The sequence below is a fragment of the Paraburkholderia phenoliruptrix genome (genome assembly GCF_019511605.1).
Classification (GTDB): Bacteria; Pseudomonadota; Gammaproteobacteria; order Burkholderiales; family Burkholderiaceae; genus Paraburkholderia; species Paraburkholderia phenoliruptrix_A.
The window spans coordinates 109,800-134,052 of sequence record NZ_JAEUAV010000003.1; the positions used below are offsets into that span (position 1 = coordinate 109,800).

General features: G+C 64.5%; 19 protein-coding genes. 13 read left to right on the forward strand and 6 right to left on the reverse strand.

The window, feature by feature from the left end; genetic code table 11:
* Positions 1–127: 127 nt before the first annotated feature.
* From JNB89_RS06685 to JNB89_RS06700, 4 genes are all read left to right on the forward strand, one after another.
* Positions 128–1,636: a DegQ family serine endoprotease gene (locus JNB89_RS06685; protein WP_220361717.1), complete on the forward strand. Its 1,509-nt coding sequence runs from the start codon at positions 128–130 to the stop codon at positions 1,634–1,636.
* A gap of 275 nt (positions 1,637–1,911) precedes the next feature.
* Positions 1,912–2,409: a hypothetical protein gene (locus tag JNB89_RS06690; protein ID WP_013340382.1), complete on the forward strand. Its 498-nt coding sequence runs from the start codon at positions 1,912–1,914 to the stop codon at positions 2,407–2,409.
* Between the two features lie 127 nt (positions 2,410–2,536).
* Positions 2,537–2,929: a DUF427 domain-containing protein gene (locus JNB89_RS06695; protein ID WP_013340381.1), complete on the forward strand. Its 393-nt coding sequence runs from the start codon at positions 2,537–2,539 to the stop codon at positions 2,927–2,929.
* Positions 2,930–2,960: 31 nt separating this feature from the next.
* Positions 2,961–3,692: a CoxG family protein gene (locus JNB89_RS06700; RefSeq protein ID WP_220361718.1), complete on the forward strand. Its 732-nt coding sequence runs from the start codon at positions 2,961–2,963 to the stop codon at positions 3,690–3,692.
* Positions 3,693–3,962: 270 nt separating this feature from the next.
* Here the strand turns inward: JNB89_RS06700 and JNB89_RS06705 are convergent, their stop codons facing one another.
* On the reverse strand, positions 3,963–4,982 hold the full coding sequence (locus tag JNB89_RS06705; protein ID WP_220361719.1) for a helix-turn-helix domain-containing protein: 1,020 nt from the start codon (positions 4,980–4,982) through the stop codon (positions 3,963–3,965).
* Between the two features lie 203 nt (positions 4,983–5,185).
* Between JNB89_RS06705 and JNB89_RS06710 the strand changes: the two genes are divergently transcribed.
* Positions 5,186–5,812 (forward strand): cysteine hydrolase family protein, encoded by a 627-nt coding sequence (locus tag JNB89_RS06710; RefSeq protein ID WP_220361720.1) that lies wholly within the window; start codon positions 5,186–5,188, stop codon positions 5,810–5,812.
* A 56-nt stretch (positions 5,813–5,868) separates the two neighbouring features.
* On the opposite strand, the gene JNB89_RS06715 is transcribed toward JNB89_RS06710, so the two are convergent.
* The gene (locus JNB89_RS06715; protein WP_013340377.1) at positions 5,869–6,501 is read right to left on the reverse strand and encodes a TetR family transcriptional regulator; all 633 of its coding nucleotides are present in this window, start codon (positions 6,499–6,501) and stop codon (positions 5,869–5,871) included.
* A gap of 428 nt (positions 6,502–6,929) precedes the next feature.
* Here JNB89_RS06715 and JNB89_RS06720 point away from each other — a divergent pair, with 428 nt between their 5' ends.
* From JNB89_RS06720 to JNB89_RS06730, 3 genes are read left to right on the forward strand one after another with little or no spacing between them, the layout of a single operon-like run.
* Positions 6,930–8,162: an efflux RND transporter periplasmic adaptor subunit gene (locus JNB89_RS06720; protein WP_013340376.1), complete on the forward strand. Its 1,233-nt coding sequence runs from the start codon at positions 6,930–6,932 to the stop codon at positions 8,160–8,162.
* Between the two features lie 18 nt (positions 8,163–8,180).
* Positions 8,181–11,375, forward strand: coding sequence for an efflux RND transporter permease subunit (locus tag JNB89_RS06725; RefSeq protein WP_013340375.1), 3,195 nt, complete (start codon positions 8,181–8,183; stop codon positions 11,373–11,375).
* A 1-nt stretch (position 11,376) separates the two neighbouring features.
* On the forward strand, positions 11,377–12,906 hold the full coding sequence (locus JNB89_RS06730) for an efflux transporter outer membrane subunit (protein ID WP_135892978.1): 1,530 nt from the start codon (positions 11,377–11,379) through the stop codon (positions 12,904–12,906).
* A gap of 195 nt (positions 12,907–13,101) precedes the next feature.
* Here the strand turns inward: JNB89_RS06730 and JNB89_RS06735 are convergent, their stop codons facing one another.
* The gene (locus JNB89_RS06735) at positions 13,102–14,511 is read right to left on the reverse strand and encodes a nucleobase:cation symporter-2 family protein (protein ID WP_220361721.1); all 1,410 of its coding nucleotides are present in this window, start codon (positions 14,509–14,511) and stop codon (positions 13,102–13,104) included.
* Between the two features lie 493 nt (positions 14,512–15,004).
* Between JNB89_RS06735 and JNB89_RS06740 the strand changes: the two genes are divergently transcribed.
* The 3 genes from JNB89_RS06740 to fghA all read left to right on the forward strand — a co-directional run bounded on the left by JNB89_RS06740 (position 15,005) and on the right by fghA (position 18,759).
* Positions 15,005–16,573 carry a xylulokinase gene (locus JNB89_RS06740; protein ID WP_220361722.1) on the forward strand — a complete coding sequence of 523 codons (1,569 nt, stop codon included), beginning with the start codon at positions 15,005–15,007 and terminating at the stop codon, positions 16,571–16,573.
* A gap of 182 nt (positions 16,574–16,755) precedes the next feature.
* On the forward strand, positions 16,756–17,862 hold the full coding sequence (locus tag JNB89_RS06745) for an S-(hydroxymethyl)glutathione dehydrogenase/class III alcohol dehydrogenase (RefSeq protein ID WP_013340370.1): 1,107 nt from the start codon (positions 16,756–16,758) through the stop codon (positions 17,860–17,862).
* A gap of 45 nt (positions 17,863–17,907) precedes the next feature.
* Positions 17,908–18,759, forward strand: coding sequence for an S-formylglutathione hydrolase (fghA, locus tag JNB89_RS06750; protein ID WP_220361723.1), 852 nt, complete (start codon positions 17,908–17,910; stop codon positions 18,757–18,759).
* Positions 18,760–18,810: 51 nt separating this feature from the next.
* Here the strand turns inward: fghA and JNB89_RS06755 are convergent, their stop codons facing one another.
* From JNB89_RS06755 to JNB89_RS06765, 3 genes are read right to left on the reverse strand one after another with little or no spacing between them, the layout of a single operon-like run.
* Entirely contained in the window at positions 18,811–19,593 is a 783-nt protein-coding gene (locus JNB89_RS06755; RefSeq protein WP_220361724.1) for a metal ABC transporter permease, read from the reverse strand.
* The gene (locus JNB89_RS06760) at positions 19,586–20,575 is read right to left on the reverse strand and encodes an ABC transporter ATP-binding protein (RefSeq protein WP_220361725.1); all 990 of its coding nucleotides are present in this window, start codon (positions 20,573–20,575) and stop codon (positions 19,586–19,588) included. Before JNB89_RS06760 ends, JNB89_RS06755 begins: the two co-directional genes overlap by 8 nt.
* The gene (locus JNB89_RS06765; protein ID WP_220361726.1) at positions 20,572–21,531 is read right to left on the reverse strand and encodes a metal ABC transporter solute-binding protein; all 960 of its coding nucleotides are present in this window, start codon (positions 21,529–21,531) and stop codon (positions 20,572–20,574) included. Before JNB89_RS06765 ends, JNB89_RS06760 begins: the two co-directional genes overlap by 4 nt.
* 348 nt (positions 21,532–21,879) lie before the next feature.
* Here JNB89_RS06765 and JNB89_RS06770 point away from each other — a divergent pair, with 348 nt between their 5' ends.
* Together JNB89_RS06770 and JNB89_RS06775 are read left to right on the forward strand one after the other, a co-directional pair.
* On the forward strand, positions 21,880–22,680 hold the full coding sequence (locus JNB89_RS06770) for an L-iditol 2-dehydrogenase (protein WP_220361727.1): 801 nt from the start codon (positions 21,880–21,882) through the stop codon (positions 22,678–22,680).
* 90 nt (positions 22,681–22,770) lie between these two features.
* On the forward strand, positions 22,771–24,093 hold the full coding sequence (locus JNB89_RS06775; RefSeq protein WP_135892970.1) for an ABC transporter substrate-binding protein: 1,323 nt from the start codon (positions 22,771–22,773) through the stop codon (positions 24,091–24,093).
* The last annotated feature ends 160 nt before the right edge of the window (positions 24,094–24,253 follow it).

The following is a 24,253-nucleotide window of genomic DNA, read 5'->3' on the forward strand; positions in this document are numbered from 1 at the left end:
AAAGAAAAGTGCCTGAAACAAGGGCTAAACGCTTCGATTCGCGATCTGTCGCTGCTTAAGACTCTTTTAAGCGATGCCCCTTACGCTTCCTGACATCCAAGTTTATTTCTCCAGTCAGGAGCACACGATGAACGCGAAAACCTTGTCCCGCAGCGCTGTTGCAGCCGCTGTCGCCGTAGCGCTTTCCGCCGGCTATGTGGCGGGCCATCGCGACTTGCCGGCGCCGCAGGTGATCTCGCCGGCCCAAGCCGCGATGATGCCCGCCGAAGCCGCTGCCAAAACCGGCATTCCCGACTTCTCCGGCCTTGTAGAGACGTATGGGCCGGCCGTCGTCAACATCAGCGCGAAGCATGTCGTGAAGCGCGCGGCGCTGCGCGGCAATGGCGGCATGGGCGGCAATCAGTTGCCGATCGACCCGAGCGATCCGTTCTACCAGTTCTACAAGCACTTCTTCGGCGGTATGCCAGGCATGCAAGGCGGCGATGGCGGCGACGTTCCCGATCAGCCGAGCGCGAGCCTCGGCTCAGGCTTCATCGTCAGCAGCGACGGCTATATTCTGACCAACGCGCACGTGGTGGACGGCGCGAACGTCGTGACCGTCAAGCTCACCGACAAGCGCGAATTCAAGGCCAAAGTGGTCGGCGCCGACAAGCAGTCCGACGTGGCCGTGCTGAAAATCGACGCGAGCAACCTGCCCGTCGTGAAGATCGGCGATCCGCGTCAGAGCAAGGTGGGGCAGTGGGTGGTCGCGATCGGTTCGCCCTACGGCTTCGACAATACGGTGACCTCCGGCATCATCAGCGCGAAGTCGCGTTCGCTGCCGAACGAAAACTACACGCCGTTCATTCAGACGGACGTGCCGGTGAACCCGGGCAACTCGGGCGGGCCGCTCTTCAATCTGCAAGGCGAGGTGATCGGCATCAACTCGATGATCTATTCGCAGACCGGCGGCTTCCAGGGCCTTTCGTTCGCAATCCCGATCAATGAGGCAATCAAGGTCAAGGACGACATCGTCAAGACGGGCCACGTGCGCCGCGGGCGGCTCGGCGTCGCAGTGCAGGGCATGAACCAGACTCTCGCGAACTCGTTCGGAATGCAGAAGCCGCAAGGCGCGCTCGTCAGCTCCGTCGACCCGGACGGCCCGGCGGCCAAGGCCGGCCTGCAGCCCGGCGACGTGATTCTCTCCGTGAACGGCGAGCCGGTGACCGACTCTTCGGCGCTGCCCTCGCAGATCGCGGGTCTCGCGCCTGGCAGCGCGGCAACCGTGCAGGTGTGGCGCGACAAGGGCACGAAGGACCTGAAGGTGACGATCGGCTCGTTGTCCGACACCAAGCTCGCCTCTGACAAGACCGATCAGCCGACGCAACTGCAAGGGCGTCTCGGCGTGGCGGTGCGTCCGCTGACACCGGAAGAAAAGAGCAGCGCTTCGATCTCGCACGGTCTGCTTGTGCAGCAGTCGGGCGGCGCCGCGGAAAGCGCGGGCATTCAGCCGGGCGACGTGATTCTTGCGGTGAACGGCCGGCCGGTCACGAGCGTCGACCAGTTAAAGCAAATGGTCGCGGGCGCGGGCAACAGCATCGCATTGCTGATCCAGCGCGATAACTCGCAGATTTTCGTGCCGGTGGATCTCGGCTGACCCTGGCGCGAGTTGCACAGCGCTTCAACCAATCGGATGAAGTAAGGCTTGCCGGTCTGTTTGCACTTACTGCAGGCAGACCGGCATTTTTCTTTTCCGATGGACATCGCAGGGCAGGCGCCTTGCGGCAGGTGGCGCGCCTCGCGGACGTTGCCAGGCCGGTGGAAGGCCCGTGCAGGGCCGGTGCACAGCCAGGTGGCACGCAGGTTGCGTCGATTCTGGGTCCCGTCGTTTGAACGAGCGACGGGCTAAAGATGTCAATAAGGAGCAAACCGATGAAAAACGAACGCACTCAGCGAAAGATCGTAGCCGCCGCGGCCAGCGTGGCGCTCACTCTCGGTCTGGTGGGCGGCGCGTACGCGCAGCAGGCGAGCGAAGTCACCGGCGGCACCACCACTGACCAGACGAGCGCTGGCAACGTCAACGGTGGAGGCCTGCCGCAAATCCAGCAGCAAGGCGACGTCTCGTTCGTCTCGGGCGGCGTCGGTCTCGACGAATCCAAGGCGCTGCAGCAGGCGCAGAGCCAGTGGCCGCTGTCACTGCGCTTCACGGGACCCGGCTCGGACTATCTGGCGGACGTCCACGTGCGCATTGTCGACGCACACAACGGCGAGGTACTGAACACCACCTCACGCGGACCCTACATGCTCGTGAAGCTGCGGCCGGGCCGCTACACGGTGCATGCGTCATACAAGGATCGCGATCAGTCCAAGGCCCTGACGGTGCCGGCGAAGGGCTCGGCCAAAGCGGCGTTCTACTGGAACACCCAGTAAACCCGAAGTCGCCCGCGCATCGGCATGGATGCCGCGCAAGCGCCGGAACTTTGGCCGATAATGAAGCCACGGGTCTACCCCGTGGCTTTGCCGTTTGCACGAGCGCACACCTTCACGGAGCCGAGACATGGACGATGCCTTGACACCTCACGCAAGCCCTGCGAAATCCGCTGGCGGGCACACCATTGCGATCAGCGGCAACGATCACCGCGTGCGGGTGATCCACGGCGGCGTCACGATGGCCGACACGCACGCGGCGCTGACCCTCAGCGAAACCGGTCTGCCCGACGTTTTCTACTTTCCGCGGGAAGACGTGAACATGGCGCGCCTGGAACGTTCGACGCACAGCACGCACTGCCCTTTCAAAGGCGACGCGTCGTACTTCCACCTGCTGACCGAAGACGGCCTGATCGAAAACGCGGTATGGAGCTACGAGACGCCGTTCGAGTCCGTGGCAAAAATCAAGGGCTATCTGGCGTTCTACTCATCGCGCGTCGACCGCATCGATCAAACGTCCTGATTCGATGTCGCGCGTTCACCGGGAGGCTGGGATGGAACTGAACGACGCGTTACGGATTCCACTTGCGCCGTCCGATGTATGGGACGCGTTGCAAGACCTCGCGCTGTTGCGCGCCAGCCTCGACAATTGCGAGTCGTTCACACGCCTTTCGCACGGTGAATACGCCCTCACGCTGACGGTTCCGCTCGGGCCGCTGCGCGCACGTTACGAGGCCCGCGCGCATGTCGCCGGCCAGGATTCGGGCCCGGCCGATGCCGAGCGCCGCACCATCAACTTCAAGGCGCGCGCCGAAGCTGTCGGCTCGCTGCGCGGCCAGATCGAAGTGCGCCTGCGTCCGGAAGAAGGCGCGGCGGGCGGCAGAGAGCGCAGCACGCGGATCGACTACACGATCTGGGCGACGTCGTCCGGACCGCTCGCGCAACTGTCCCCGCGCCAGCTCGAAAACGCGCTTCGCCAACTGGCGGACGATTTTTTCGCCGAATTCAGTGCGGTCGTGCGCGCAAAGCACGGCCAGGGGCCGAATCGCGCGCGCGGTTCAGCGGCGCGCCGACAGCATGTATTCCTGCGGCCCATCACGCTGGGCGGCATTGCGCGACGCACGCGCACCGAACATAGCGGCGCGTCTGGCGGGACGGCGAGCGTCTCGCACGGCGTCCCACACCCCGAGCCTACTCCGCATGCGGTGCCCTACTGGGCGTGGGCGGCGATGATTTTTCTGGTCGCGCTGCTGTTGTATGTCGCGCGCTGGATCAGCGAGCGCTGAGCGGATGGCGGGCGCGGTTGTCGGCCGGCCCGAAGGTTGACTGTCGCGTCAGCGCGACTACGAAATCGCGGTGGTGGGCTACGAAATTGCGTCGCTGGGGTGGCGTGCTGAGGGCCGCATTTGCTGACGCGGCCTGCGCTTGCGGCACTTCCTTTTAACGCGACCCAGTTCTGCGACGGCCGACCCGCGGTCGCCTTCACGCTCTCGCCTTCATCCCCCGCTCGCGGCAACTTCGCGGCGCCTGCGCGTCACCTACCGGCATTGCGCTCGTCATCCCCCGCGGAACTCCCTGCGCCACGCCGAGGGCGACGTGCGAAACGCCTCGGAAAAATGCTGGCGTAACGAAGCCGCCGACCCGAATCCGGCAATGCCCGCAATCGCCTCCACCGACTCGTCCGTACTCTCGAGCAGCTGCTGCGCGCGCCCGAGCCGCTGGGCGAGTAGCCATGCTCCCACCGTTGTGCCGGTCGCGAGCCGGAAACGTCGCGTGAAGGTGCGGCGGCTCATCAGCGCGCGCGCCGCGAGGCTGTCGAGCGTGTGCGGAGCGTCGAGATTGCCCAGCACCCAGTCGAGCAGCCCGGCAAGCCGATCTTCGCGGAGGTTCTGCGGCACCGGCTGCTGAATGTACTGCGCCTGCCCGCCTTGCCGATGCGGCGAGACCACCAGCCGGCGCGCGACGAAATTCGCCACTTCGGCGCCGCACATCTTGCGCAGCACGTGCAGGCAGCAATCGAGTCCCGCCGCCGTGCCCGCCGATGTCAGCACATTGCCGTCGTCCACATACAGCACGTCGCGGTCAAGTTTTACGCGCGGGTAGCGGCGCGCGAAGTCGTCGGCCCACGCCCAGTGCGTCGAGGCGGGGCGGTCGTCGAGAATGCCGGCGGCGGCCAGCACGAATGCACCGAGGCACAGGCCGACGAGTTGCGCGCCGCGCGCATGAGCCGCGCGCAGCGCGTCGAGTAAGGCAGCGGGTGGCGGCTCGTCGGGATCGCGCCAGCTCGGCACGATGATCGTGTGTGCGTCGCCTAATGCTTCGAGACCGTGCGTGACGGCGATCGAAAAGCCCGCTGTCGTGGTGAGCGGACCCGCTTCTGCCGCGCACACTCGAAAGTCGAAATGCGGGACGCCGCCGCCGCTGCGGTCCTCGCCGAATACCACGCACGGCACGGACAGGTGGAAAGGGCTGATACGGTCGAAGGCGATTACCGCGACGGCGTGCGAAGGCTGCGCGGCGTGCGTTGCAGCAGCGGTGGGAGCTGTGGATACGGTAGATACGGTAGATACGGGCATCAGTCGGTCATCTTTCGAAGCGGCGCTGCACCAGGAAACCTCAATGGCCCGATTCTAGCGAAGATTGTCAAACGGGCCGCTGTCGTGCGGCCCGAGCACAAACCACAATGCGTCATCGCCGCTCTTTCTCCTGGCTTCGAAGCGTGTCTTCGAACCGGCGAGGCCGCGGCGCGAATCCCATCAGCTTCCATAGGAGTGTTGCCATGAGCACCCCGCGCCGTGCGCTAGTCGTCATCGACGTGCAGAACGAATACGTGAGCGGCGATCTGCCGATCGAATATCCGCAGGTCGAGACCTCCCTTGCCAATATTGGCCGCGCAATGGATGCGGCGCGCGCCGCGGGCGTGCCGGTCGTTGTCGTGCAGAACTTCGCGCCCGCCAGCTCGCCGCTTTTTGCTCGCGGCAGTGAACGCGCGGAACTGCACCCGGTGGTGGCTTCGCGCGAGCGGGATCACTACGTCGAAAAGTCGCTGCCTAGCGCTTTCACCGGCACCGATCTGGGCGAGTGGCTGGCCGCGCGCAGCATCGACACACTGACCGTGGTTGGCTACATGACGCACAACTGCGACGCGTCGACGATCAATCACGCCGTCCATGCCGGGCTTGCCGTCGAGTTTCTGCACGATGCGACCGGCTCCGTGCCGTATGAAAACAGCGCGGGCTTTGCGAGCGCGGAGGACATCCACAGGGTGTTTTGCGTGGTGCTGCAATCGCGCTTCGCGGCCGTGGCAAGCACCGACGAATGGCTTGCCGCGCTTGCAAACGGCGCCCCGCTCGAGCGCGGCAACATTTATGCGTCGAATCAGAAGGCGCGCAGCAGAAACCGGTGAGGCGAGGGTGAAGGATGCGGCTTGTCAGGCGCATCCGCAAGACTGCCTGATGCGCGTTACTTGCGCAGCATCGGGCTCAACTTGAGCGTGTCGAACATGCCTTGGACCATGCGCTCGCCGAGCGCGGCGTAGTCCGTTGCATCGGGCAGAAACAGCATGTCGCGCAGCGACCCGCCAACAAAAGCATGCACCATGGCCGCGGCGAGCCTGGTGTCGAGATCGGCGGGCAACTGGCCCTTCGAGATCGCATTGCGCATGGCGGCTTCAATCTTGGTGAGGGCTTCGCGCATATTGGTTTGATAGCGCACCAGCACCGGTCCCATTTCCTCAACCAGCTCGCACTTCAGAAACAGAATGTCGAACACGCGGCGGCGGCGCGGGTTGTTCAAGGTGTCGCGCAGACACACGGTGCAGACTTCCATTAGACGCCCCAGCGGATCGGGCTCGTTCGGGTCCAGCGAGGCAGCCTTGAGTTCGTCGAGCGGCAGCAGCACGCGGTCGAACATCTCTGTAAACAGATCGCTCTTGTGGGCGAAATGCCAGTAAATCGCACCGCGCGTAACGCCGGCCGCCTGCGCGATGTCGGCGAGCGAGGTGCGCGACACGCCTTTTTCAAAAAACACTTTTTCTGCCGCGTCGAGAATGCTGTTGCGCGTCTCCAGCGCCTCTTCCTTGGTTCTTCGGACCATATTGCTGTGACCTGCCCTGATTATGGGGTTTTCCCGAGCGCTTTTAAGTACGCCAGATGACAATCCGGTCGCCGCGAAGGGTTTCATGGCGGCTTTCTTGCTAACGGTCCCGCAGCAAGAGAAGTAACGTACTTTTACATTCGTTCGTGAATGTATATATAATAGCACCCCACGATCGGATAGCCCAAGCCGTGACGACCGGTTAATATCCGTCACTGTTGCCTTTCGCAAGCTTTTCGCGCCGTGCCCGAACGGGCGGCGCCGTGCGGCATTTCCCGGTTGGCGCATTTCGCCCTCGGTGCCTCGCAGCTTCGGTACGAATCCACGGGCTCCCCGGTCAAGCGTCGCAAGACGCCTGTGTGCGCCGTCGTCCCCGGGGTAGGGATGCGCGCACTTTTTCATTCTCAGTCATAGACAGAGGTCGCTCCATGCGCGTCGAACGGGTTCCATTCCGCTTAATCAGTGCCGCGACGGCTGCCGTATTGCTGGCAGCATGCGGACCAAAACAATCTGCCCCGCCGCAACAGACGCCTGAAGTCGGCGTCGTCACTCTCCAGCCGACTACCGTACCTGTCGTCACCGAACTGCCGGGCCGCACCAGTGCGTTCCTCGTCGCGCAGGTGCGCGCGCGGGTCGACGGCATCGTGCTGCGCCGCGAGTTCACCGAAGGCGCTCAGGTCAAGGCGGGGCAGCGTCTGTACAAGATCGATCCGGCGCCGTACATCGCCGCGCTCAACAATGCGAAGGCCACGCTCGCGAAGGCGCAGGCGAACCTCGCGTCCACCACGGCGCAGGCCAACCGGTTCAAGGTGCTGGTCGCTGCCAATGCGGTCAGCAAGCAGGACTACGACAACGCGGTGGCCGCGCAAGGTCAGGCCGCCGCCGACGTCGCCGCGGGTAAGGCAGCGGTCGAGACCGCGCAGATCAACCTCGGCTACACCGACGTCACCTCGCCGGTTACCGGTCAGATCGGCGTGTCGCAAGTCACGCCGGGCGCCTACGTGCAGGCCAGCGCCGCGACCCTGCTTGCCACCGTGCAGCAGCTCGACCCGGTCTATGTAGACCTCACGCAGTCGAGCCTCGACGGTCTGAAGCTGCGCCGCGAAATGCAGGAAGGCCGCCTGAAGACCAACGGCCCCGACGCCGCGAAGGTTTCGCTGATTCTCGAAGACGGCCGCACGTACTCGGAAAAGGGCAAGCTGCAGTTCACCGACGTGACGGTCGACCAGGGCACCGGTTCGGTCACGGTGCGCGCCATCTTCCAGAACAAGGACAAGGTGCTGCTGCCGGGCATGTTCGTGCGCGCGAAGATCGAGGAAGGGGTGAACGAGAACGCACTGGTCGTGCCGCAAGTCGGCATCACGCATGACCAGAAGGGACAGCCTACCGCGCTCGTCGTCGGCGACGACAACAAGGTTGCGTTGCGTCAGCTCGTCACTTCGGGCACCTACGGTTCGAATTGGGTGGTCGAAAGCGGCCTGAAGCCCGGCGACCGTGTGATCGTGCAGGGCACCGACAAGGCGCGCCCGGGCATGCAGGTCAAGACCGTCGCCGCGCAACTTCCCAACTCGCCTGCCTCCGGCGCAGCCGCTCAGGGCGCGCCGGCCGCCAGCGGCAGTGCGCAGACGGCTCAACCTGCCTCCGCTGCATCGGGCGCGTAATAACAGGGAGCCCGCCACATGGCAAAGTTCTTTATTGATCGCCCGATTTTTGCATGGGTGATCGCCATCATCCTGATGCTCGCGGGTATCGCGTCGGTATTCACCTTGCCGATCGCTCAATACCCGACCATCGCGCCGCCGGCTGTGCAGATCAGCGCAACCTATCCCGGCGCTTCGGCGAAGACGGTGGAAAACACCGTCACGCAGGTGATTGAGCAGCAGATGAGTGGTCTCGACCACTTGCTGTATCTGTCGTCCACTTCGGACGACTCGGGTACGGCAACCATCACGCTGACGTTCGCGGCCGGCACCAATCCTGACATTGCGCAGGTGCAGGTGCAGAACAAGCTGCAGCTCGCCACGCCGTTGTTGCCGCAAGCCGTGCAGCAGTTGGGCACCAAGGTCACGAAGTCGAGCAGCAGCTTCCTGCTGGTCATGGCGTTCGTGTCCGAAGACGGCAGCATGAACAAGTACGACCTCGCCAACTACGTGGCGTCCAACGTGCAGGACCCGGTGAGCCGTATCGACGGCGTGGGCACGGTCACGCTGTTCGGCTCGCAGTACGCGATGCGCATCTGGCTCGACGCGAACAAGCTCACCAACTTCGGCCTCACGCCGGTGGACGTGGAAACCGCGTTGCAGGCGCAGAACGTGCAGGTCGCGGGCGGCTCGCTCGGCGGCACGCCGTCGGTGCCGGGGCAGGTGTTGCAGGCGACCATCACGGAAGCCACGCTGCTCAATACCCCGGAGCAGTTCGGCAACGTGCTGCTGAAGGTGAACCAGGACGGCTCGCAGGTTCGCATCAAGGACGTGGCGCGCATCGAACTGGGCGGCGAGAACTACAACTTCGACACCAAGTACAACGGTCAGCCGACTGCCGGCTTCGGTATCCAGCTCGCCACCGGTGCAAACGCGCTGGCTACCGCAAAGGCCGTGCGCGCGAAGATCGACGAACTGTCGAAGTACTTCCCGCACGGTCTGGTCGTGAAGTATCCGTACGACACCACGCCGTTCGTGCGTCTGTCGATCGAGGAAGTGGTCAAGACGCTGCTCGAAGGCATCGTGCTGGTGTTCCTTGTCATGTACCTGTTCCTGCAGAACCTGCGGGCCACGCTGATCCCGACGATCGCCGTGCCGGTGGTGCTGCTGGGCACGTTCGCGATCATGAGCGTGGTGGGCTTCTCCATCAATACGCTGTCCATGTTCGGCCTCGTGCTGGCAATCGGCCTGCTGGTGGACGACGCGATCGTGGTGGTGGAAAACGTCGAGCGGGTGATGGCGGAGGAGGGCTTATCGCCTCGCGAAGCTACCCGCAAGGCAATGGACCAGATTACCGGCGCGCTCGTCGGCGTGGCGCTCGTGCTGTCGGCGGTGTTCGTGCCGGTGGCGTTCTCGGGCGGTTCGGTCGGCGCCATTTACCGGCAGTTCTCGCTGACCATCGTGGCGGCGATGGTGCTGTCCGTGCTGGTCGCGTTGATTCTGACGCCGGCCTTGTGCGCGACGATCCTCAAGCCGATTCCGCAAGGTCATCACGAAGAGAAGAAGGGCTTCTTCGGCTGGTTCAACCGCACCTTCAACAAGAGCCGCGACAAGTACCACTCGGGCGTGCACCACGTGATCAAGCGCTCGGGCCGCTGGCTCATCATCTATATGGTGGTGATCGTCGCGGTGGGTCTGCTGTTCGTACGCCTGCCGAAGTCGTTCCTGCCGGACGAAGACCAGGGCACGATGTTCGTGCTGGTGCAAACGCCGTCGGGCTCGACGCAGGAAACCACGGCGCGCGCGCTGAAGGACGTGTCCGACTACCTGCTCAACAGCGAAAAGGCGATTGTCGAATCCACCTTCACGGTGAACGGCTTCAGCTTCGCGGGCCGCGGTCAGAACGCCGGTCTGGTGTTCGTGCGGATGAAGGACTACGCGCAGCGTCAGCACGCGGACGAAAAGGTGCAGGCGCTGGTGGGCCGTCTTTTCATGCACTTCGGCAGCTATAAGGGCGCGCTGGTGTATCCGGTGAATCCGCCGTCCATTCCGGAACTCGGTACGGCTGCGGGTTTCGACTTCGAGCTGCAGGACCGCGCGGGTGTGGGCCACGAAAAGCTGATGGAAGCGCGCAACATGCTGCTCGGCATGGCCGCGAAAGATCCGACGCTCGCGCAGGTGCGTCCGAACGGCCTGAACGACACGCCGCAGTTCAAGATCAATATCGACCACGAGAAGGCGTCCGCGCTCGGTGTGTCGCTCTCTGCAATCGACCAGACGTTCTCGATTGCATGGGCGTCGCAGTACGTGAACAACTTCCTCGATACCGACGGCCGGATCAAGAAGGTCTACCTGCAGGGCGATGCACCGTTCCGCATGAAGCCTGAAGACCTGAGCGCCTGGTACGTGCGCAACACGGCCGGAGGCATGGTGCCGTTCACGTCGTTCGCAAGCGGGGAGTGGACCTACGGGTCGCCGAAGCTCGAGCGCTACAACGGTATTTCGGCGGTGGAAATTCAGGGCGCGGCTGCGCCGGGCAAGTCGACGGGGCAGGCGATGTCGGCCATGGAAGCGCTCGTGGCGAAGCTGCCCGCGGGTATCGGCTACGAGTGGACGGGTCTGTCGCTGCAGGAGCGTCAGTCGGGTTCGCAGGCGCCGATCCTGTACGGCATCTCGATCCTCGTCGTGTTCCTGTGTCTCGCGGCGCTGTATGAAAGCTGGTCGATTCCGTTCTCGGTGATCATGGTCGTGCCGCTCGGCGTGATCGGCGCACTGTTGGCCGCGACGCTGCGCGGGCTCGAAAACGACGTGTTCTTCCAAGTCGGTCTTCTGACCACGGTGGGCTTGTCGGCGAAAAACGCGATTCTGATCGTGGAGTTCGCGCGCGAGTTGCAGCAGGGTGAAGGCATGGGGCCGATCGAGGCCGCGCTGGAAGCGGCGCGTCTGCGGTTGCGCCCGATCCTGATGACCTCGCTCGCGTTCATTCTCGGCGTGATGCCGCTCGCGATCAGCAACGGCGCCGGCTCGGCGAGCCAGCATGCAATCGGCACGGGCGTGATCGGCGGCATGTTGACGGCCACGTTCCTCGCGATCTTCATGATCCCGATGTTCTTCGTCGTGATCCGCGCGAAGTTCGGCGGCGAAAAGGAAGACCCGGATGAGGCGCTTGCACACTACAACCAGCACCATCCGCATGATCCGGACAGCAATGGCTCGGGCAAGGACGGACATTGAGATGCAAAAACACTCTTTGATTGCAGTAGCGGTCGCGCTCTTCGCCGCCGGTTGCACGATGGCGCCGAAGTACGAGCGCCCCGCCCCGCCGGTATCGAGCACGTTCCCGACCGGGGGCGTGTATGCAACGCAGCCGGGCGCGACGCAGCCGGGCGGGGCCGGGGCGCGCAGCGCCAACGGTCAGGCCGCGGCGGATATCGGCTGGCGCGACTTCTTCGTCGATCCGCGCATGCAGCGGTTGATCGAAATCGCGCTGAAGAACAACCGCGATCTGCGCGTGTCCGTGCTGAACATGCAGGCGTCGCAGGCGCAGTTCCGCATCGTTCGCGCGGGTCTGCTGCCGACGCTCGACGCCGCGGCTTCGCAAAGCAAATCGCGCACGCCCAAAGACCTGTCGGTGTTCGGCAATACGATTTCCAATTCGTATTCGGTCGGGCTGAATGCTTCGTGGGAAATCGACTTTTTCGGGCGCATTCAAAGCCTGAAGGACCAGGCGTTGGCGCAGTATCTGGCCACGGCTCAGGCACGCAAGGCGGCTGAAATCGCGCTGGTTTCGCAGGTCGCGAATCAGTATCTGACGGTGCTCGAACTCGACGATCTGCTGAAAGTCACGCAAAACACGCTGAAGACGGCCGAGGAGTCGTATCGCATTACGAAGCTGCAGTTCGACAACGGCACGGGTTCCGAACTCGATCTGCGCCAGGCGCAGACCGTGGTTGAGCAAGCGGGCGCGAACCTGCAGTCGCAGGCGCGCCTGCGCGCTCAGGCCGAGAACGCGCTCGTGCTGCTGCTTGGCGAGCCCTTGCCCGCCGATCTGCCGCCGGGGCTCACGTTGAGCGACCAGAACCTCCTCACGGATATTCCGGCGGGCTTGCCGTCCGATCTGCTGACGCGGCGTCCCGACATCATGGAGGCCGAAGAGAATCTGCTGGCGGCCAACGCGAATATCGGCGCGGCGCGTGCGGCGTTCTTCCCGAAGGTTTCGCTCACGGGCAGCTTCGGCACGCTGAGTCCGACGCTCGGCGGACTGTTCAAGCCGGGATCGGCCGCCTGGAGCTTCGCGCCGTCCATCACACTGCCGATTTTCGAAGGCGGCCAGAACAAGGCCAACCTCGACCTCGCCAACATCCAGAAGAACGCCCAGATCGCCACGTATGAAAAGGCGATCCAGACGGCCTTCCGCGAAGTGGCGGACGCGCTGGCCGCGCGCGGCACGTACGATCAGCAGATCCAGTCGCTCGAGCGCAATACGTTCGCGCAGCAGCGCCGGCTCGATCTGTCGAACCTGCGTTATACGAATGGCGTCGACAGCTACCTGTCGGTGCTGACCGCCCAGACCGATCTGTACTCGTCGCAGCAGTCGCTGATCACCGCGCGCATGGAGCGTTTGCAAAACCTGGTGACGCTGTACCAGGCGCTCGGCGGCGGCTGGATCGAGCATAGCGGCGACCAGCCGCGTCCGGCCGATGCTCCCGTCGACTACGGCGCGGCAAGCGCGCCGGCGGCGGCGTCGGCCGCTACCGCGGGTTGAGCGTCGCGATAGTCGACGCGTAGGTTGGTCGACACGTAGGCAACAAAAACGCCACGGCATGCCGTGGCGTTTTTCTTTGCGGCGACCTGCAGCTAACAAGAGCCAACAGCGGCCAACAGCGGCCAACAGTAGCCTGACTCGCAAGCTTCGGATGGCCTGCGGCGCCTCGCCGTCACCCGCCTTCCGACAAAAACCTCAGTGCAGATCCGCTGCACGCAGCATCTCGTCGCGCTTCGGTTCCTGAGCGGCGCGACCGTCGAAATCATGGCCTGCCTTGCGGATTTCGCACCGCGCCTTTTTCTCGCTTTTGACGCCGTTGAAAATCAGATTCAGCACCACCGCGGACACCGAAGCCAGCAGAATCCCGCTGTGCAATAGCGGCGACAGCGCGGCAGGCAGCCTCGCAAAAAAGTGCGGCGATACCACCGGCACGAGCCCCAGCCCGATACTCACAGCGACGATAAAGAGGTTGTGGTGATTTTTCACGAAGTCCACTTTCGACAGCACCTTGATGCCGTTGGCGGCCACCATGCCGAACATCACAATGCCCGCGCCGCCGAGCACGAAGGCCGGCACGGAGGCGACGACCTGCGCCATCTTCGGAAAGAGGCCGAGCAGCACGAGAATCACGCCGCCCATGGCGCACACAAACCGGCTCTTCACGCCCGTCACGCCAATGAGGCCGACGTTCTGCGAAAACGACGTATGCGGAAACGAGTTGAAGATGCCGCCGATCAGCGTGCCCAAACCGTCCACGCGCAGACCGCGCACCAGCGTTTTCTGATCGACCGGCCGGTCCACCATATCGCCGACCGCGAGGAACATGCCCGTCGATTCGATGAACGTGACGAACATCACGGTGACCATGGTGGCAATGGAAAGCGGATCGAAGTGCGGCAGGCCGAAGTGAAACGGCATCACAATGCCGACCCACGGCGCATGCGTGACGCCGTCCATGTCGACGCGCCCAAGCGCGAGCGCGATCACAAAACCCGCGACAATGCCGAGCAGCACCGAAATGTTGGCGAGAAAACCTTTGGCGAACTTGTTGATGAGCAGAATCAGCATCAACACGATCAGCGACAAGCCCAGGTAGACCGGATTGCCGTAGTCGGGATTGCCCACGCCGCCGGCGGCCCAGTTGATGCCGACGCCCATCAGCGACAAGCCGATCACCGAGATCACCACGCCGATCACGACGGGCGGGAAGAAGCGCAGCAGTTTGCCGACGGCCGGCGCGAGCAGAATGCCGATGACGCCCGCGGCGATGGTCGAGCCGAAAATGTCGAGAATGCCGAGCGAAGGATTCGTGCCGATGGCGACCATCGGACCGACCGCCGCGAACGTGCAGCCCATGATGACCGGCAGACGGATGCCGAAGATGCACAGGCCGAGCGTCTGGATCAGGGTGGCGATGCCGCAGGAAAACAGATCGGCGCTGATCAGAAATGCGATCTGGTCTTTCGGCAGCTTGAGCGCCGCGCCGACGATCAGCGGCACGGCAACGGCGCCGGCGTACATCACCAGCACGTGCTGAATGCCGAGGGTAAGCAACTGGCCCGCGGGCAGCCGCTCGTCGCACGGGTGAACCGTGTTCGCTTGCATAACGTCTCTCTCCACCATCGAGTTTTGGGATGGACTCCAAGGTATCGGGGACGAAAAAGCGCAACAAGCCCGCTGGCGCCTATTCCGGCATTCCCGGTGACGATATGGGTAGCTCTTTGCGCAAGCGCCAAATCGACGCAGGCCGAGGCGCGAACGGCGGGCAGCCCTGTGCGGCTGCGCCGCGCCGACGGCCGCACCGCGTGCCCGAGCCGCAGCAATATATGTGAGAATGGATGCGACGTATCCGGCCTCGCGCATAGTCGTGTTTTCCAGCGCAGCTCCGCGGGGCGGGGTTAACCCGCGATCCGCGGCCTGGCCGGCTCCCGGCCGTATGGCTTTGCAGAGCGCACACGGGGCGCGAAAATACGCGCTCGCCGTATCTTCGGCACGGTTGGTCGTGTCTATTCTTCTTCGTGCCGGTGCTTTCTGCCGGTGCTTTCTGCCGGTGCTTCGTGCTAGTTTTCCGCGCTCTAACCGATCCCCCTTATCGCTCATGAGTTTTCTCGGCATCGACCTCGGCACGGGTTCCCTGAAAGTCGCGATCATCGATCAACACGGCCACGAGCAGGCGGTCGCGAGCGTCGCTTATGCGCTCGAGACGCCGCATGCCGGCTGGGCCGAAACCTCGGTCGACACATGGTGGCGCGCGCTCACCGAAGCTGCGGCGCGCTTGCCCGAAGCGTTGCGTCGCGAAGTGAAGGCGATCGGCTTTTCCGGGCAGATGCATGGCGTCGTGCTGATCGACGAAGCGGGCAGGGCGGTGCGGCCCGCGATGCTGTGGCCCGACACGCGCGCGCTCGATCTGCTCGACGCTTGGCCCGAACCGCAACCGAACCCGGTTGCGCCCGGCATGGCGGGTCCGTTGCTGCGCTGGATCGTGCAACACGAGCCAGAGTCCGCGCGTCGCACACGCTGGGCGCTGCAGCCGAAAGACTGGCTGCGCGTCGCGCTCGGCGGCGCCGTTGCCACCGATCCTTCCGACGCCTGCGCGACCGCGCTCGCCGACCCGGACGGCACATGGAACGCGGCGCTGCTCGAGCGGCTAGGCGTGGCCCGCGAGTGGTTCGCGCCCGTGGGACCGGCGTATGCGGCCGCGGGCGTGCTGTCCGGCGACGCGGCGCAGGCGCTGGGTCTGCGTGCAGGCATCGTGCTCGCAACCGGCGCTGCGGATACGCCGTGCGCCGCACTCGGCAGCGGCCTTGCAAACGACGGCGACGCGCTTCTCACCACCGGCACCGGCGGCCAGATCGTCGTGATCGCCGAGCACGAGCCCGCGGCTGTCAGGGGCTTGCATCGCTATCGGGCGGCGAGCGATCACTGGTATCGGATGGCTGCGATGCAGAACGTCGGCATTGCACTGGAGCGCGCGCGCGGGTGGCTGTCGTATGAGTGGGCGGCCGCGTATGACGATGCGTTCGGCGCGGGCGCGAGCTTCGCTACGCCGCTCGACACGGATAAGCATGTGAACATAGCCGCAGTTGCGGCCACGGCAGCAAGCGGGCCAGCAAGCCCGACCGCAACCCCGACCGCAAGCCGGCCCACAGCCGCACCGCTGACCTTCTTGCCCTACCTGAGCGGCGAGCGCACGCCGTGGCTCAATCCGTCGGCGCGCGGCGGCTGGCTCGGGCTCGCGCTCGACCACACGCGCGGCGCGATGATGCGCGCGGCATTCGAGGGCGTCGCTTTTTCGCTGCGCGCGGGGCTCGATGCAATTCGTGCGAGCGGCGCAACGGTGACGGCCTTGAAGCTGGCAGGAGGCGGTTCCGTCGATGCACGCTGGCGGCAGTTGCTCGCCGACGCGCTGAACGCCGAGCTTCATGCAGTGGATTGCCCGAACGCGGCGCCGCGTGGCGCGGCGATTCTCGGCGGCATCGCAAGCGGTCACTGGCATGTGCACGATCTCGCCGCACTCGCGCCAGGCGCGACGCTGGTGGCGAGCCCGCGGGGCGATGGCGAGCTCGCCGGACGCTACGCGCGCTTTCTCGACCTGTATGCACGCGTCGAACCCTGGTTCGACAGCGCCGCAACAGTCGACCGCCAGGGCGGCAATGTCACGCGCTGACAAGGCCGTGACGCACTTTGCAATACCATGACGCCTGTCATGGGTTAGCCTGTAGCTCGCGCAGCACAGGCTTTGCCCACAGCTTGATCCCGATTATTCGCGCGCCGTGCCGCTGTCGCAGTGCAATGCGAGCCGGCACGGCGCGGCGTTCAACGCATCTTCGACTCACAGGAGCATTCACGATGAAGACCAAAGCAGCAATCGCATGGAAGGCCGGCGCACCGTTGACCATCGAGGAAGTCGACCTCGAAGGCCCGCGCGCCGGCGAAGTCCTGATCGAAGTGAAAGCGACGGGCATCTGCCACACCGACTACTACACGCTCTCGGGTGCGGACCCGGAAGGCATTTTCCCGGCCATTCTCGGCCATGAAGGCGCGGGCGTGATCGTGGACACGGGGCCGGGTGTCGGCACGCTGAAAAAGGGCGACCACGTCATTCCGCTCTACACGCCGGAATGCCGTCAGTGCAAGTTCTGTCTGTCGCGCAAGACGAACCTGTGTCAGGCGATTCGCGCAACGCAAGGCCGTGGCCTCATGCCGGACGCGACCTCGCGCTTCTCGCTCGACGGCAAGCCGCTCTTTCATTACATGGGCACCTCCACGTTTTCGAACTACATCGTCGTGCCCGAAATCGCGGTCGCGAAGGTGCGTGAAGACGCGCCGTTCGACAAGATCTGCTACATCGGCTGCGGCGTGACCACGGGCGTCGGCGCGGTCGTGTATTCGGCGAAGGTCGAAGCGGGCGCGAACGTCGTCGTGTTCGGGCTCGGCGGCATCGGCCTGAACGTCATTCAAGGCGCGAAGATGGTCGGCGCGGACAAGATTATCGGCGTGGACATCAATCCGGGCCGCGTCGAACTGGCAAAGAAGTTCGGCATGACGCACTTCATCAACCCGAACGAAGTGGAGAATGTGGTCGATCACATCGTGCAGTTGACCGACGGCGGCGCGGACTACTCGTTCGAATGCGTCGGCAACGTGAAGCTGATGCGTCAGGCGCTCGAATGCACGCATAAGGGCTGGGGGCAGTCGTTCATCATCGGCGTTGCGGCAGCAGGCGAGGAGATCAGCACGCGTCCGTTCCAGCTCGTGACCGGCCGCGAGTGGAAGGGCTCAGCATTCGGCGGCGCGCGCGGGCGCACGGACGTGCCGAAGATCGTCGACTGGTACATGGAAGGCAAGATCAACATCGACGATCTGATCACCCACCGTCTGCCGCTCGAGCGCATCAACGAAGGTTTCGATCTGATGAAGAAGGGCGAGTCGATCCGCTCGGTCGTGCTGTACTGACGCGGCGCGCTCAAAGCGCCTAACGGCCCAACAAGGAGCAAGACGATGCTTGAGCTATTGTCGTCGCACGCCTGTCATGGCGGCGAGCAGCGTTTCTACCGGCACGAGTCGTCCACCATCGGCCTGCCGATGCGCTTTTCGGTGTACCTGCCGCCGCAAGCCTTGCAGGCAAGCGCGAAGGTGCCGGCGCTGTTCTATCTCGCGGGGCTCACCTGCACCGAGGAGACCTTCGCGATCAAGGCGGGCGCGCAGCGCTTCGCCGCGCAACACGGCGTGGCGCTCGTCGCGCCCGACACCAGCCCGCGCGGCGCGGGCGTGCCGGGCGAGAGCGCGGCATGGGACTTCGGCGTGGGCGCGGGCTTTTACGTCGACGCCACGCAGGAGCCGTGGGCGCGGCACTACCGCATGTACTCGTACGTGCGCGACGAGCTGCGCGAAACGGTCGTGAACGAGTTGCCCGTGGACGGTTCGCGGCTTGGCATCTTCGGGCATTCAATGGGCGGGCACGGCGCGTTGATGCTGGCGCTGCGCAATCCGGAGATTTACCGCTCGGTGTCGGCATTCGCGCCGATTGCCGCGCCCACGCGTTGCCCGTGGGGCGAAAAAGCGTTCAGCGGCTATCTCGGCGAAGACCGCGCTACGTGGAAGGAATACGACGCGAGCGAGCTCGTGGCGTGCGCGTCGCGCAAGTTCGCGGAGGGCATTCTGGTCGATCAGGGGCTCGCCGACCAGTTCCTTGCCGAGCAGTTGTATCCGGACGTGTTCGAGGCGGCCTGCCGCGCCGCGGGTCAGCCGCTGACGCTGCGCCGTCATGCCGGGTACGACCATGGGTATTACTTCATCTCGACCTTTATCGAGGACCACCTCGCGCACCACGCCAAGGTGCTGCTCGGCTAAAGCGCATCGTGCCGATGGCGGCCCGGCCGGCTGCCATCGAATCCATGCGGCTCAGCGGCGCTTGAGCAGACTCGCGCCATATACCACCGCCGAGAGCGCGGTGATCCAGAAGCTCGTCGGCCAATCCGTATAGAACGCGAGTGTCACGCCGAGCCACGCCTGCAGGAGCGCAAGGCCGGCAGCGAGCACCAGACCGGCCGAGAGTCGCGTGGTCAGGTTTTGCGCGGCGGCGGCAGGGCCGACCATCAGCGTGAACACCAGCAGCACGCCGACAATCTGCGTGCACGCCGCCACGGCGAGCGCGGCAATCGCGAGAAACAGCACCGACACGAGGCGCAACGACACGCCTTTCGCTTCGGCCAGTTCGGGCTGCAGCGAAGCGAACAGCAAAGGCCGCATGATCGCCGCGAGCGCGAGCAGGCTGACTACGCCCAGGCTCGAGAGTACCGCGAGCGTGGATTCGTTCACGCCCAGCACGTTGCCGAACAGCAGCGCGGTGACCTGCGTCGCATAAGCGGTGAAGAAGTGCAGAAACAGCAGGCCGAAGCCCAGCGACAGCGAAAGAATCACGCCGATCGCGACGTCCCGCCCGGCGAGGCGCTCGCCGAGCGCGCCCATGCCGATGCCCGCCGCAAGCGTGAAGCCGACCATGCCCCAGATCGGCGAAATGCCGATCAGTACCGCGCCGGTCGCGCCGGTGAAGCCGACGTGCGAGAGCGCATGGCCCGCGAAGGTTTGTCCGCGCATCACCAGAAAATAGCCGACCACGCCCGCGAGCACCGCGACGATTCCTGACGCGGCGAACGCGTTCACCATGAAGTCGTATTCAAACATCGTGCTTGTGTCCGTCGCGTGCGTTGGGTTGCTGCTGGTGCTTGTGCTCGTGCGAGTGGCCGTGCATGTGGCCGTGTGCATGGCCGCCGTGCGAATGCGAATGTCCGCCGCTCTCGTCGTGTTCGTGCTCGTGATCGTGCTTCTCCACTTCCACGTCACCCGACATCACGAAGATGCGGCCGTTCACGCGCATCACGTCGATCGGCGAACCGTAAAGGCGCGACAGCACGGGCCGCGTGATGACTTCGTCGACGGTGCCGAGCGCGGCGACGCCGCTGCCGAGATACAGCACGCGATCGAGTGAATTCAGAAGCGGATTCAATTCATGCGCCGAGAACAGCACCGCAATGCCGAGCTCCTGCTGCACGCGGCGCACGAGTTCCACCACGCTTTTCTGATGATGCGGATCGAGGCTGATCAACGGCTCGTCGAGCAACAGCAGCTTTGGCGCGCCGAGCAGGCATTGCGCGAGCAGCAGGCGCTGGCGCTCGCCGCCGGATAATTCGGAGAGCGGCCGCTCCGCGAGCTTGCGGCCGTCCACCAGTTCCAGCACGCGCTCGACGTCCGCGCGGGTTTTCGCGTCCGCGTGAGGCAGGCCCCAGCGGTGGCCGTCGGCCGCCATGGCGACGAAATCGCGGCCGCGCACGCGCCGCCCGGCAAGCGCGCTGCGCGTTTGCGGCATATAGCCGATCGCCGCATTGCCGCGTGCGACGGCCTGGCCGAGCACGCGGATCGTGCCGCCCGCCGCCGGCACGAGGCCGAGCACCGCGCGCATCAGCGTGGTCTTGCCCGCGCCGTTGGGCCCGAGTACGCCGATGAATTCGCCCTGATTCACGACGAAGCCGGCATCGCGCAAAATCGTGCGGCCGCCCAGTTCGAGCGTGACGTGATCGAGTTCGAGCACGGGCGCGCGGTTTGCCGCGCGCGTCGCTTCACTTGCGGTGGTGGTGGTGGCTGGCGTGCTGCGGCCAGTGACAGTCATTGACTTGTTCCTTTGACGCCCGCAGCCGATGCGTTGGCATGGGCGGCATTGCCGGCGTTACCTTTGGCGAGCGCCGCGCCGAGCGCGTCGAGCTGCGACAGCATCCACGTCTGATACGTGTTGCCGGCGGGCTCTGTCTCCGTGACGCTCACGGTCGGCACCTTCGATTGCTGCGCGAGGTTCAACATGCGTTTGGTCAGGGCCTCGGTTGCCTGGCTGTTATAGATCAGTACGCGCACGCGCTGTTCGCGCAGATCGCGTTCGAACGCGGCGATGTCCGACGCGCTCGCCTCCGTGTCGTTCATGGCCGCCATCTGGAAGCGCATGTTGCGCATGGCGAGCCCGATGGCATCCGACATATAGCCGAACACCGGCTCGGTTGCCGTCACCGGCGTGCCTGCGTAGCGGCCGTGCAGTTCGGCAACCTTCGCCTGAACCGGCTTCAGCGAATCGAGAAACTTCGCGAGGTTCGCATCGTACGCCGACTTGTGCGCCGGGTCAGCCGCGACGAGCGCCTCGGTGACCGCGTGCGCCACCTTCGGCATGGTCGCGAGGTCGTACCAGAGATGCGGGTTGTCGCCGCTCTTTCTGCCGGTCAGGTCGGCCGCGACGATCGTCTTGCGCTTGCCGCCCTGCGTGCTGCTCGACGCCGCCAGCAATTTTGCCATCCACGGATCGTAGTCGGCGCCGTTGTAGACCACAAGGCTTGCGTGCTGCAACGCGCGCGCCGTCTTCGCGCTTGCCTCGAACAGATGCGGGTCCTGGTCGGGATTGCTGAGAATGCTCGTGACCTCGACGCGCTCGCCACCGAGTTGCTGCACCACGTCGCCGTAGAAGTTTTCCGCAGCGACCACGGGGATTTTCGCATCGGCAGCGAAAGCTGCATGACTTAACGCGAACGCGGCTGTGACGGCGGCGACATATTTCGGAAGCAACATGGTGACGATCTTCTTCATGGTGTGTCCTGCTGCAAGAGGTTCGAACGAATCCCGAACATGACGCGGCGTTCGCTGCCGGCGCACGGAACCCGCCGGGCAGTGCGGCGGTGCTGACGCGCGAGCAGCGAGCGTCATACGGAACGGGAGCGGGTCATAAAACGAGTTCGCAATGATATAACGTATCTCGTTGCGATGTCAGTACGCGCGCATGACCGAGGTGAGGGCAACGCGGCGCTCGTTGCGCGCTGCACCATCGAAATCTGACAGAGCGCCTTGACATGACCCGGTGCGTGTCCGATCATTCGATCACAAACAGAGCAATTGATCGCGCAATGAGCGTTCGCTCACCGCGCGTCGAAAAGCGGAATGAACTGGAGACGAAGCGTGGCGGCACGATTGCAGGACAAGGTGGCCATTCTGACGGGCGCGGCAAGCGGCATAGGCGAAGCGGTCGCGCGGCGCTATCTGGACGAAGGCGCGCAATGCGTGCTCGTCGACGTCAAGCCGGCGGACAGTTTCGGCGACACGCTGCGCGCCGCGCACGGCGAGCGCGTGCTGCGCGTGAGTGCGGACGTCACGCGCCGCGAGGACATCGAGCGCATCGTGGCGAGTACCGTCGAGCGTTTCGGCCACATCGACATTCTCTTCAACAATGCGGCGCTCTTCGACATGCGCCCGCTCCTCGACGAATCCTGGGACGTGTTCGACCGTCTGTTCGCGGTCAACGTGAAGGGCATGTTCTTTCTGATGCAGGCTGTTGCAAGACAGATGGTCGAGCAGGGCCGCGGCGGCAAGATCATCAATATGTCGTCGCAGGCGGGCCGGCGCGGCGAAGCGCTGGTGTCGCATTACTGCGCGACCAAGGCCGCGGTGCTCAGCTATACCCAATCCGCGGCACTGGCGCTCGCGCCGCACAAGATCAATGTGAACGGCATTGCGCCGGGTGTCGTCGATACGCCGATGTGGAAGGAGGTCGACGCGCTCTTCGCCCGTTACGAGAACCGGCCGCTCGGCGAGAAGAAGCGCCTCGTCGGCGAAGCGGTGCCGCTCGGGCGCATGGGCGTGCCGGAGGATCTGACCGGTGCCGCGCTCTTTCTCGCATCGGCGGATGCAGACTACATCACCGCGCAAACGCTTAACGTCGACGGCGGCAACTGGATGAGCTGAGCGAACGAGGCGCGCCTGGCTGGCTCTTCAGCGCAACTTCGCACAACAAACGCAGCATCAGATAACGCACGAGAAAAGGAGACAACACACATGAAACCAGCCCTCAAGTCCGCGCTCAAGATGGTTAGCGCAGGCGCTGCCGCCTGCTTTGCACTGAGCGCGTCGGCGGCCACGGTGACCATCGCGACGCTGAACAACCCGGACATGATCGAGTTGAAGAAGCTCTCGCCCGAGTTTGAAAAGGCGAATCCGGACATCAAGCTGAACTGGGTGATTCTCGAGGAAAACGTGCTGCGTCAGCGGGCCACGACCGACATTACGACCGGCAGCGGCCAGTTCGACGTGATGACCATCGGCGCCTATGAAACGCCGCAATGGGGCAAGCGCGGCTGGCTCACGCCGCTCACGAACCTGCCCGCGGACTACGATCTGAACGACGTCGTCAAGACCGCGCGCGACGGCCTCTCGGCCGGCGGCCAGCTGTACGCGCTGCCGTTTTACGTCGAAAGCTCCATGACGTATTACCGCAAGGACCTGTTCGCGGCCAAGGGCCTGAAAATGCCGGATCAGCCCACTTACGACCAGATCGCGCAATTCGCCGACAAGCTCACCGACAAGGCCAACGGCGTGTACGGCATCTGCCTGCGCGGCAAGGCGGGCTGGGGCGAGAACATGGCTTACGGCACGACGGTCGTGAACACCTTCGGCGGCCGCTGGTTCGACGAAAAATGGCATGCGCAGCTCACTTCGCCGGAGTGGAAAAAGGCCATCACGTTCTATGTCGATCTGCTGAAAAAGAACGGGCCGCCGGGAGCGAGTTCGAACGGCTTCAATGAAAACCTCACGCTGATGTCCTCGGGCAAGTGCGCGATGTGGATCGACGCGACCGTGGCAGCCGGCATGCTGTACAACAAGCAGCAATCGCAGATCGCGGACAAGGTCGGCTTTGCAGCCGCGCCGGTCGCCGTCACGCCGAAGGGCTCGCACTGGCTGTGGGCGTGGGCGCTGGCCATTCCGAAGTCGTCGAAACAGGCCGACGCGGCGAAGAAGTTCATTACGTGGGCGACTTCCAAGCAGTACATTGAACTGGTCGCGAAGGACGAAGGCTGGGCATCGGTGCCGCCGGGCACGCGTCAATCCACTTACGCGCGCGCCGAGTACAAGCAGGCTGCACCGTTCGGCGACTTCGTGCTGAAGGCAATCGAATCGGCCGACCCGGATCATCCGACCTTGAAGCCCGTGCCGTACACAGGTGTGCAGTTCGTTGGGATTCCTGAGTTCCAGTCGTTCGGCACGGTGGTCGGACAGAGCATTTCCGGTGCGATTGCCGGTCAGATGACGGTGGACCAGGCGCTCGCAGCGGGCCAGGCTACCGCGGATCGCGCGGTCAAGCAGGCCGGCTACCAGAAATGATCCCGCGCTAGCGCGCGAATCTCGCCACTGAAGTCGCGTGGCACACGCCGGCTGGCGCCCGTCAGCCGGCTCACGCAGTACAGCGGGCTGTCACGGCCGCGCCCATGCCGCCATGCCGTCGTTGCTCGTAGTCGCAACGACACGGCTCCCCGCGGTTCGT

Coding starts and splice junctions, on each gene's coding strand:
- JNB89_RS06755 (WP_220361724.1), bottom strand. CDS start 19,593: ATGTTTGAATACGACTTCATGGTGAACGCGTTCGCCGCGTCAGGAATC.
- JNB89_RS06735 (WP_220361721.1), bottom strand. CDS start 14,511: ATGCAAGCGAACACGGTTCACCCGTGCGACGAGCGGCTGCCCGCGGGC.
- JNB89_RS06715 (WP_013340377.1), bottom strand. CDS start 6,501: ATGGTCCGAAGAACCAAGGAAGAGGCGCTGGAGACGCGCAACAGCATT.
- JNB89_RS06760 (WP_220361725.1), bottom strand. CDS start 20,575: ATGACTGTCACTGGCCGCAGCACGCCAGCCACCACCACCACCGCAAGT.
- JNB89_RS06705 (WP_220361719.1), bottom strand. CDS start 4,982: ATGCCCGTATCTACCGTATCTACCGTATCCACAGCTCCCACCGCTGCT.
- JNB89_RS06775 (WP_135892970.1), top strand. CDS start 22,771: ATGAAACCAGCCCTCAAGTCCGCGCTCAAGATGGTTAGCGCAGGCGCT.
- JNB89_RS06695 (WP_013340381.1), top strand. CDS start 2,537: ATGGACGATGCCTTGACACCTCACGCAAGCCCTGCGAAATCCGCTGGC.
- JNB89_RS06740 (WP_220361722.1), top strand. CDS start 15,005: ATGAGTTTTCTCGGCATCGACCTCGGCACGGGTTCCCTGAAAGTCGCG.
- JNB89_RS06745 (WP_013340370.1), top strand. CDS start 16,756: ATGAAGACCAAAGCAGCAATCGCATGGAAGGCCGGCGCACCGTTGACC.
- JNB89_RS06770 (WP_220361727.1), top strand. CDS start 21,880: ATGAACTGGAGACGAAGCGTGGCGGCACGATTGCAGGACAAGGTGGCC.
- JNB89_RS06710 (WP_220361720.1), top strand. CDS start 5,186: ATGAGCACCCCGCGCCGTGCGCTAGTCGTCATCGACGTGCAGAACGAA.
- JNB89_RS06700 (WP_220361718.1), top strand. CDS start 2,961: ATGGAACTGAACGACGCGTTACGGATTCCACTTGCGCCGTCCGATGTA.
- JNB89_RS06730 (WP_135892978.1), top strand. CDS start 11,377: ATGCAAAAACACTCTTTGATTGCAGTAGCGGTCGCGCTCTTCGCCGCC.
- JNB89_RS06765 (WP_220361726.1), bottom strand. CDS start 21,531: ATGAAGAAGATCGTCACCATGTTGCTTCCGAAATATGTCGCCGCCGTC.
- JNB89_RS06690 (WP_013340382.1), top strand. CDS start 1,912: ATGAAAAACGAACGCACTCAGCGAAAGATCGTAGCCGCCGCGGCCAGC.
- JNB89_RS06720 (WP_013340376.1), top strand. CDS start 6,930: ATGCGCGTCGAACGGGTTCCATTCCGCTTAATCAGTGCCGCGACGGCT.
- JNB89_RS06725 (WP_013340375.1), top strand. CDS start 8,181: ATGGCAAAGTTCTTTATTGATCGCCCGATTTTTGCATGGGTGATCGCC.
- JNB89_RS06685 (WP_220361717.1), top strand. CDS start 128: ATGAACGCGAAAACCTTGTCCCGCAGCGCTGTTGCAGCCGCTGTCGCC.
- fghA (WP_220361723.1), top strand. CDS start 17,908: ATGCTTGAGCTATTGTCGTCGCACGCCTGTCATGGCGGCGAGCAGCGT.